Source organism: uncultured Cetobacterium sp. (genome assembly GCF_947039425.1).
Lineage (GTDB): Bacteria > Fusobacteriota > Fusobacteriia > Fusobacteriales > Fusobacteriaceae > Cetobacterium_A.
In genome coordinates this window covers 1-9,338 of the sequence record NZ_CAMQYW010000054.1, presented here as the reverse complement: position 1 = coordinate 9,338, position 9,338 = coordinate 1, and the positions used below count along the sequence as shown (strand labels likewise).

The following is a 9,338-nucleotide window of genomic DNA, read 5'->3' as shown; positions in this document are numbered from 1 at the left end:
AATTTTAGAGCTAATAATTAACGATTTTGTGGGACATTTTCATTTTTAGTTGACATATATTTATAAAAATAATTATTTTATAATAGTCCTAAATATTGTGATACTGAAATTAAAATACAACCAGCACCTAACATTGTAATAAATATTTTTAGTATAAATTTTAAATATCTGTCATATGGAACATTAAATAATTCTAGAGTACCCATTGTAGTAGCACTTGGATAAATTCCAGACATAAAGTTAATTCCTAAAGTAAATGCTGAGATTAACATAATTTGTCCACCAGCAGCTCCTATTTCAGAGTTTTGGAACAGAGCAATAGCAACAGCTCCTAAAATAGGCATTGTAATTCCAGCTACACCACTTGTAGATTGTAAGAAACATCCAATTCCAACATAAGCTAATATAGAAGCGACAGAGAATGCCCAAGCAGGAATACCTTGTAAAATAGATTGAATCCAATAGACAAATGTAACAGAGATTCCAGATGTTTTGCTACCCATTAAAACTGAAATACCATTGGCAATAGCAAGAACTAAAACAACTCCTAAAAGATCTTTAGCTCCAGCAGCAAACTCTTTTACAAATTTATCTTCAGGTATTTTATTGATAAAACCAATAAGTAAAGATCCTAAGAAGAATACAAAAGAAAATTCACCAAAATACCAATCACCTAAAGGTGTAATATGTTTAGCCCCAAGTAAATTTCCTAAAACTGGAATATTTCCTAAAAATACAATAGGTGCATTAATAATTTCTTGGAAAGTTGAACCATCTGCAAATTTAATTTCGTACCAAGGCATATATCCTAAGATCAATGCAACAATAATTCCCACTAAAACTAAGATAGAATAAAATCTTTTTTTTGTAAGTTCAGGAAGTTGTCCCTGTTCGTGAGTTTTAGTATTTACATCAATATCTGCAACAAAAGATTTAGATTTATCTTTTTTTACTTCATTAGCATATTTTACAGTAAAGAAAAGCCCTATAAAATATAATACAAAGAATAAAATGAATCTTAGAACCATACCACTACCTAGAGATAACTCAGGATTTCCAATAGCTCCAATAGCAGCTCCAGTTGAAAATGGATTTACAACACTTGACATATTTCCAGCAGTTGCTCCAACAGTTAAAACAGCAAGACCTGTAATAACATCATATCCAGCAAGAACAAATAAAGGAACGATAACAATTGAAAACGCAGGAATTTCTTCCCAAAATCCAAATACACTTCCAAATACAGCAAATACAAACATTAATATAGCTATAAGTGTAGTTCCTGTATACTTTTTAAGTAAAGCTCCAATTCCAGCATCCATAGCACCAACAGAGTTAATAAGTCCTAAAAAAGCTCCAGCCATTAAAATTGCAATACTAACAGCAGCAGATTTTTCAAAACCATATACTGGAGCCATTAAAACATCCCAAAGACCAGCAGGTTGTCTTCCCATTCCTCTTAAAACTTCCCCATTATCCCCAAATATTGCGTTATATATAACTTCGCTAGCACCATTATTTTTAACAACAACAGATTGTGGAACTATCCAAGTTAAAGCAGCAGTTATAACTAAAAATATAAAAACTATAGTATAGGCACTAAGCATTTTTTTCGATTTTTTCAATGTAATTCCCCCCAATTAATCTTGAAACTTTTCAAAAGCTTTCATATAAATTTTCATAGCCATTTTCATATCATCTAAAATTATATATTCATTTGGTTGATGCTCAGTTTTAGGACTACCAGGTAAAACATAACCAAATGCAACACAATTATTTATAGCTCTAGCATAAGTTGCACCACCACCAGCGATAGGTTTAGATTCTAAATCTCCAGTAACCTCTTGGTAAGCTGACATAAGAGTTTTGATTAAAGGAGAGTCTAGTGGTGTATATATAGATCTTAAATAATCATGCTCTAAATATTCAAATCCATATTCCTTAGCCTTTTCTGTGATTTTTTGAACTATAATATTTTTATCAAAAGTTACAGGAATTCTCATATCAATACACAAAATTTCTTTTTCTTCTGTAATTTCAATTTTACCAAGATTAAATTTTAATTCACCAGAATGCTCATCTTTAACTTCACCAAAGATAGGCTCAGCAAAATCAAAACCAATTAAATTTTCAGTAACAAATTTTCCACTTTTAGTTTCAATTCCACTTTTAGTTAATGCATGTAAGTATCTATTAATAGCATTAATTCCAGTTTCTGCAACTTGAGCATGAACACTTTTACCAATAATTTCTATTTGATTATCTTTTTCTTTAAATTCATAATTAAAATCTGTAAGATATTTAGTTAGATTTTCTGTTTTATTTACAGTTATACTTGAAGGAACAGAGTTAAATGCATCTCCACCTTTTAATGTGATTGGACTAGTATTTGAAGCAATTAGTTTGCATTGTAAAAGTCCTTTTTCAGCATAAATTAATGGAAACTTAGAGTCTGGTGTAAATCCAATAGTAGGCATCTCTTCTTTTTCGACATATTTAGGCATATCTCTCCATAAATTTTCTTCGTCAGTTCCAAAAATAAATCTAACTCTATAGTTTAAAATAAAGCCACTATCAAGAAGTGATTTTAAAGCATAGATAGCACCAAGTGTTGGACCTTTATCATCTTGAGACCCTCTTCCATAATAATTTCCATCTTTAATAATAGGTTCAAATGGAGGATTATCCCATTTTGTTAAATCTCCAGGTGGAACAACATCAAGATGTCCTAAAACTCCAACAAGTTTTTCACCCCTACCAATTTCAGCATATCCATAATATCCTTCTGGATCAATAAATGTTTTAAAACCAAGATTTGAACATATTTTCAATGTTTCTTCTAAAACATTTTGAATGTCTTTTCCAAAAGGATATTGACTATTATCTTCTTGTAAAAAACTTGGAATTGAAATAATTTTATTAAGATCTTCTAAAAAAATAGGAAAGTTTTTTTCTAAATTTTCATAACATTTTTTTTCTAAATTTGTTAATTGATGCATTTTTTTCCTCCTAGTTGTTTGGTAATTAAAAAATAAAAACGTATTTGACACAATTATATACTATGAAGTATACTTTATAGTCAAGAGGGGTGATTATATGTTATATAAAATTAGTGAGGTTGCAAAAATATTTAATATTTCTAGAGAGACACTTATTTATTATGATTCGATTAACTTATTAGTTCCTAAAAAAGTTGATGAAGTCAATGGATATAGGCTTTATAATGATGAAAATGTTTCAGATTTATATTTTATTTTAATGATGAAAAATGCAAATTTTTCATTAAAAGAGATAAAAGAATATATAGAATGTAAGAATACATCAGAAAGTATTCAATTATTGAATAATAAAATGACACATATTAAAGAGAAAATGAAATTATTAAAAGAATCTTATAATTTTATAGAAGAAAAAATTGAAGAGATAAAAAAAATTACAAGTCCAGAAGGATGTCTTCCATTTTTTGAATCTTTAGAAGAAACAAAGGTTTATTTATTAGAAATTGAAGAGCCTAAAAGAGAAAAAGAGTTAATAGAGGGAATTGGAAAATTAAATAAATTTAGAAAAAAGCACGAATTAAACAAAGTGGGAAGAATTACAATTTTAAAACAAGAAGATTTTGTAACAGGAAATTATTTTAGAATTCACGAGATTGGAGTTGTAAATAACATAAGTGATGAGTTGTGTAATAGAAATTTATCAAAAACTAGATGTATTTCAATTTATCACAAAGATTTTACTAATAAAATTGGAGAAAGTTATTGTAAATTATTAAAGTTTATTGAAGAAAATAATCTAGAAATCACAGGGAGTTCAAGAGAGTTTTTTAATGATGTAATAGTTAACGCAGGAAACTGTATGGGACAAAGTATAAAAATTTCTATCCCAATAAAAACAAAAAAAAGTTGACTTATAGATTTTAAAGTATTAATATAGGATATATTTTACGTAAAAAATACATAGTTTTAGTACAAAAAGGAGGAAAAAGTTAATGTCTGTCTGTGAAAAAGGGGAAAAGAAACTTACTTTAATACCGTTGATTTTAATGATTTTTACATCTGTTTTTGGTTTTAACAATATTCCTAGATCTTTTTATTTAATGGGATATTCTGCAATTCCTTGGTATATTTTTTCTGGAGTATTATTTTTTATACCATATGCATTTATGATGGCTGAATATGGGGCTGCTTTTAAAAATGAATCAGGGGGAATTTACTCTTGGATGGAAAGGTCAGTGGGACCTAAGTATGCATTTATAACTACATTTATGTGGTATGCATCATATATTATTTGGATGGTTAATATATCTTCTGGTATATGGATAGTTGTATCAACTGCAATATTTGGAACTGATTATACAACAAGATTGAATTTACTTGGCTTAAATTCAACACAGTCTTTAGGATTACTTGGAGTCATATTAATGACACTATTTACCTATACTGCAACAAAAGGATTAAATAAAATTTCTAAAATAGCCTCTGTTGGTGGTATAGCAGTAACACTTTTAAATTTAGTTCTTTTATTTGGATCTTTAATTGTATTTATAAAAAATGGATTTAAATTAGCTCAACCAATAACATCTCTAAGTAATGGGTTTTTAGTATCACCAAACTCAAATTATTTAAGTGGAATATCAATAGCATCATTCTTAGTATTTGCAATATTTGCTTATGGTGGAATTGAAGTAATTGGTGGATTAGTGGATAAAACTGAAAATGCAGAAAAAACTTTTCCTAGAGGAGTAACTATTTCAGCTATTGTTATAGCTATAGGTTATGCTATTGGAATATTTTTAGTAGGAATGTTTACAAATTGGGATTTCTTAGTTGGAAAAGGAAATGTACATATAGGAAACTTCTCATATGTTTGTATGGAAAACTTAGGATATCAAATAGCAATAAGTTTTAAAGCCGATCAGAGTTTAGCAATTCTTATTGGAAAAATAATGTCAAGATATATGGGAATTTCAATTGTTCTTTGTTTAACTGGTGCATTTTTTACACTGATTTATTCACCATTAAAACAATTAATAGAAGGAACACCTAAAGAGATGTGGCCTAAAAAGATATCTGTAGTTGAGAATGGAATGCCTAAAAATGCAATGTGGGCACAATGGGCTATTGTAGTTGTATTTATATTAGGAGTTACTTTTGGAGGAGAAGGTGCAGAAGCTTTCTTTATGAAAATCACTCTTATGACAAATGTAGCTATGACAATTCCATATTTATTAATAGCGGCAGCTTTTGTTAAATTTAAAGATAATGATTCAATAGAAAAACCATTTGTAATTTTTAAAACAAAATTCTCTGTTAAAGTTGCTACTTTTTTCACAGTTGTACTTGTTGGTTTTGCAAATATAAGTACAATAATTGAGCCAATGTTTAACAATAAAATGGACGATAGTATTTGGATGATAATAGGACCTGTATTCTTTACTTGTTTAGCATTAGGAATATATAAAAACTATGAACACAAGGTATTAAAGAAAGATTTAAAGAATCATATATAAATAGACAGATTCCTCTAAGTATTTAAACTTAGAGGAATTTTTTTATTTGTTATTAGCTTCATAAAAAGTGTTAACTAATTTTGCAGAAATATTATTTCCAAAGAAAATTCCTTTATCTGTACATAAATAACCATCTTCTTTTAAAATTATGTAGTTTAAATTTTCTAATTCTTTTAATGTGTCTAAAATATTATTGTAGGAATTTCCAGTAATATTTTTAATACTTTCATAATCAACAAATTCATTTTGAGCAATTCCAGATAACTTTTTCATTTTCGTAGTTAGATCACTATCTTTAGAATAAAAAGTGATAAATTTATTTAAATTATAAATTTCTAAATCCCCAACTCTACCACCAGCTCCAATACCAATTGGAATTAAATCTTTTAATTTGTGAGTATTTCTAATATATTTATAAGAATCAGTTCCTTTAGTTATTTTAGTGTATTCTAAAAGTTTATATCCACCTTTAGACATTTCTCTTAAAAATAAATCATGAATTTCTTTATCCTTCTTTAATTCATAATCAAAGGATTTTGCTCCACTATTTAAATCTTTTGATATTTTAGAGCCTTCATGAATCATTAAAGAATAAAAACTAATACTGTCAGGAGAGATATCCTTAGCTATTCTTGCATCTTCTAATATTTCTTCAAAAGTTTGATCAAGATAATTATAGATAATATCAATACAAACTAATCCCTTAAATTTAGATTTAATATCTTTTAATTTTTCAATAACCTGAGCTTGAGTATATGTTCTATTTAATAATTTTCTTCCCCTATCAGAAAAGGTTTGGATTCCTACGCTAAGTCTATTAACACCATATTTTTGCATAATTTCAAGTTTTTCATCATTTAAATTATGTAAAGTTGTTTCAAATGTAAATTCACAATTAGAAGCTAAAGTGAAAGTGTCTCTAAGAGTTGATAAAATTTTTTCAAGTTGATAAGGTTTAAATATCGTAGGAGTACCTCCTCCGAAAAATATAACTGAAATTTCTTTTGATTCTATATATTTTTTATTTTTATATTTTTTTATTTCTTTTATTAAATAGTTTGTATAATCATCTAGGTTATTATCTAGTTGAGTTCTATTCATATTACAAAATGAGCAGATTTTATCACAGAAAGGAACATGAATATAAATACCTCCATCTTTATCTATTGCTGGTTTATTTAATTTGTTCCAATAACTGATTGGTGTTCTTAAATTTCTACCAGTTTTACTAACAATAAAATCTTTAACATCGTGGTGTGATTTAAACCTAGTATTAAACATGTCACTCTCCCTTAATTTTTGCTTTAAATATTATTTGTATTTCAAATCTTTCTATAGTATATTGTTATATTACAAATAAGTCAATTTTTTTTCTTGATTTATACTATAAAAAAAAGGTATAATTTATAAAAAAATGGAGGTTTTATGAATAAAGTAGTAATTAGTAGAAAATATTTATTGTTAAAAAATATAGATTTGAATATATGTGAAGAGTTTGAAAATGCATCAATAGATGAGGATGGATTTATTGTTGATATCAATAGGACTCCCTTAATTTATGATACTATTGAAAAATATATCCAACCTTTTAATGGATTTTCTTTAAAAAAAGATTCAGATAATAAAATGACACAAATTTTAATTAATGTAAATGAAAATGGATTTTTAGCTGAATTAAAAGAGAGATATTCAGATGAAATAGAGAAAAAAATAATTGAAATTGAAGAACAAATAGGATTACTTGGTGTAATAGTAGGATCTGAATCTAATGATGGATTGTTAGAAGAAGGAGCTAAAAATATTAAAGTTATAAAGTTAGAAGAGAAAGCCAAAGTTATCTCTTTTGAAAGAAAAAATAAATTTTATTATGGAATACAAATAGAATTAAGAGAAGAAAATGATGGAAATATTTTACTAACATATGTTTTTGAAAATAGAGAAAATTCTAAAATATTATTTGAATCAAAAGAAAATAATTTGGATGAAGTTTTGGAAATGTTGGAAATTTTAGAGGATATAAATAGTAAAGCATATGAAAATTAATCTATATATTTGGAGAAAATTATGAACAAAGATGAATTTCAAGAGATCTTAAATAAAGATATCTCTTTATTAACAGATAGTGAAAAAGAAGCTCTTAAAAAGATACTTAAAGAGTTAAAAGAATCGAGTTTTAGAGGTTGAAGCAATTAAAAGAAAAGGTTTTTCTTAAAATTAAAGTGCACTAAGTGTGGTGTGAAAAAATGGTATCTTTCCGATACCATTTTTTTATTCTAAGTTTATGACCACTGCAAGTAATTCGAGCTTATTTTCTCCAATATTTGTCAAAGAGTGAGATTCTCCACTTGTAGTATAAATAACATCTCCTTCTTCTACAATATAATTTGCCTTATTATCTTTAACTAATCCTTTTCCCTTTAGAATATAATATACTTCAAAGTCATCAATATGTTTATGAAATCCAATTGAAGAGTTTATTTCCAATTCTAATTTTCCAAATAATTTCCCTTTGTTTTTTAATTCTTCTAAAGATAATAAATGAGTAATATTTATAATTCCTATACCCTCTCTTAAACCATTTACAGTAATACTTTTTAAATCATTTTTCGTTTTAATCATAAAGACCTCCGTTATAAATTAAAATAAAATTTAAAATCATTTATAAAATATATTGACAATCAAAAACATATATAGTAATAGAATACTAATACAAATTAAAATAGGAGGATTAAAGATGATAACATCAGGATTTTCTTTTATTGGTTTTTTAATATTTTTTTCTGCTTTAGTATTTTTCATTGAAGAAAGAGTTAAAACAAAAACAAAATTTTTTGAGTACGTTCCCCCACTAGTAATTATATACTTTAGTGCAATGATAATGTCAAGTGTAGGAGTTTGGTCACTATCTTTAAATGGAGTTAAAACAGGAGCTGGTATAGCTAGAATAGCTATAAAAGATGCAATACTTCCTTCGATGATATTCTTAATGCTTTTAAAATGCGATTTAAGAAATATTCGTAAATTAGGACCTAAAATGTTAAAAGCGTTTGTTTGTGCTTCAATAAGTATTTTATTAGGTTTTGTAGTTGCCTTTATTATATTTCAAGATTACTTAGGAGATAAAGTTATAGCATCAAAGGCATTTGCATCTTTAGCAGGTTCTTGGGTTGGAGGAACTCAAAATATGGTTGCTGTTCAATCAGCTATTGGATTATCTGATTCAGGTATGGGCTATACATTATTAATAGATTCAATAGATTATTCTATATGGATAATGCTTTTGATTTTCTTTGTTTCTAATAATGTTCTTATTAAAAAATTTAATAAATTTAATAAAGCTGATGATAAAGTAGCTGAAGAAATTGCAAAAAAATTACAAGTTTTAGAAGAAAAAGGAAGAAAAGAGGTAACTTTTAATGATTTGTTTGGATTACTTGGACTATCTTTAGCTTTAGGAGCTTTTTTTACTTGGATACCAGAGTATCTTCCTCAAAATCAATATTTCAACTCGATAATTTGGACAATATCATTATCAACGTTAGCAGGAATTATAGGAGCAATGACACCATTGACATCTGTACCAGGGTCAAAGCAACTATCTAATATAATGTTATATACACTTGTAGCTTTAATAGCATCTAGTGCTAATTTTGCAGAGTTAACAGAGGCACCAGCTTTTATTTTAGCAGGAGCAGTTATTTTATTAATTCATGCTATTGTAATGCTTATTTTTGCAAAAATATTAAAAATAGATTTATTTACTTGTTGTATAGCTAGTTGTGCAAATATAGGTGGTGTAGCTTCAGCACCAATAATTGCAGGAGCA

General features: G+C 27.0%; 8 protein-coding genes. 4 read left to right on the top strand and 4 right to left on the bottom strand.

Going from position 1 to position 9,338, the window contains the following annotated elements:
* Positions 1 to 77: 77 nt before the first annotated feature.
* Together Q0V09_RS04720 and Q0V09_RS04715 are read right to left on the bottom strand one after the other, a co-directional pair.
* Positions 78 to 1,625 (bottom strand): YfcC family protein, encoded by a 1,548-nt coding sequence (locus Q0V09_RS04720; RefSeq protein ID WP_297487414.1) that lies wholly within the window; start codon positions 1,623 to 1,625, stop codon positions 78 to 80.
* A gap of 15 nt (positions 1,626 to 1,640) precedes the next feature.
* Positions 1,641 to 2,999 (bottom strand): Sapep family Mn(2+)-dependent dipeptidase, encoded by a 1,359-nt coding sequence (locus tag Q0V09_RS04715; RefSeq protein WP_297487412.1) that lies wholly within the window; start codon positions 2,997 to 2,999, stop codon positions 1,641 to 1,643.
* Positions 3,000 to 3,096: 97 nt separating this feature from the next.
* Here Q0V09_RS04715 and Q0V09_RS04710 point away from each other — a divergent pair, with 97 nt between their 5' ends.
* Positions 3,097 to 3,909 carry a MerR family transcriptional regulator gene (locus Q0V09_RS04710; RefSeq protein ID WP_297487410.1) on the top strand — a complete coding sequence of 271 codons (813 nt, stop codon included), beginning with the start codon at positions 3,097 to 3,099 and terminating at the stop codon, positions 3,907 to 3,909.
* Positions 3,910 to 3,991: 82 nt separating this feature from the next.
* Positions 3,992 to 5,512, top strand: coding sequence for a glutamate/gamma-aminobutyrate family transporter YjeM (gene yjeM / locus Q0V09_RS04705; RefSeq protein WP_297487408.1), 1,521 nt, complete (start codon positions 3,992 to 3,994; stop codon positions 5,510 to 5,512).
* Positions 5,513 to 5,554: 42 nt separating this feature from the next.
* On the opposite strand, the gene Q0V09_RS04700 is transcribed toward yjeM, so the two are convergent.
* Entirely contained in the window at positions 5,555 to 6,793 is a 1,239-nt protein-coding gene (locus tag Q0V09_RS04700; protein WP_297487406.1) for a coproporphyrinogen-III oxidase family protein, read from the bottom strand.
* Positions 6,794 to 6,937: 144 nt separating this feature from the next.
* Between Q0V09_RS04700 and Q0V09_RS04695 the strand changes: the two genes are divergently transcribed.
* Positions 6,938 to 7,555: a hypothetical protein gene (locus tag Q0V09_RS04695; protein WP_297487405.1), complete on the top strand. Its 618-nt coding sequence runs from the start codon at positions 6,938 to 6,940 to the stop codon at positions 7,553 to 7,555.
* Positions 7,556 to 7,780: 225 nt separating this feature from the next.
* Here Q0V09_RS04695 and Q0V09_RS04690 read toward each other — a convergent pair whose 3' ends face one another.
* Entirely contained in the window at positions 7,781 to 8,131 is a 351-nt protein-coding gene (locus Q0V09_RS04690) for a cupin domain-containing protein (protein WP_297487403.1), read from the bottom strand.
* A 115-nt stretch (positions 8,132 to 8,246) separates the two neighbouring features.
* On the opposite strand from Q0V09_RS04690, the gene Q0V09_RS04685 reads away from it, so the two are divergent.
* On the top strand, positions 8,247 to 9,338 hold a 1,092-nt coding region (locus Q0V09_RS04685; RefSeq protein WP_297487401.1), incomplete at its 3' end, for a DUF819 family protein.

What these genes read in the sequence shown, in the direction of transcription:
- Q0V09_RS04715 (WP_297487412.1), bottom strand. Translation starts at nt 2,999, where the DNA reads ATGCATCAATTAACAAATTTAGAAAAAAAATGTTATGAAAATTTAGAA.
- Q0V09_RS04710 (WP_297487410.1), top strand. Translation starts at nt 3,097, where the DNA reads ATGTTATATAAAATTAGTGAGGTTGCAAAAATATTTAATATTTCTAGA.
- yjeM (WP_297487408.1), top strand. Translation starts at nt 3,992, where the DNA reads ATGTCTGTCTGTGAAAAAGGGGAAAAGAAACTTACTTTAATACCGTTG.
- Q0V09_RS04700 (WP_297487406.1), bottom strand. Translation starts at nt 6,793, where the DNA reads ATGTTTAATACTAGGTTTAAATCACACCACGATGTTAAAGATTTTATT.
- Q0V09_RS04695 (WP_297487405.1), top strand. Translation starts at nt 6,938, where the DNA reads ATGAATAAAGTAGTAATTAGTAGAAAATATTTATTGTTAAAAAATATA.
- Q0V09_RS04690 (WP_297487403.1), bottom strand. Translation starts at nt 8,131, where the DNA reads ATGATTAAAACGAAAAATGATTTAAAAAGTATTACTGTAAATGGTTTA.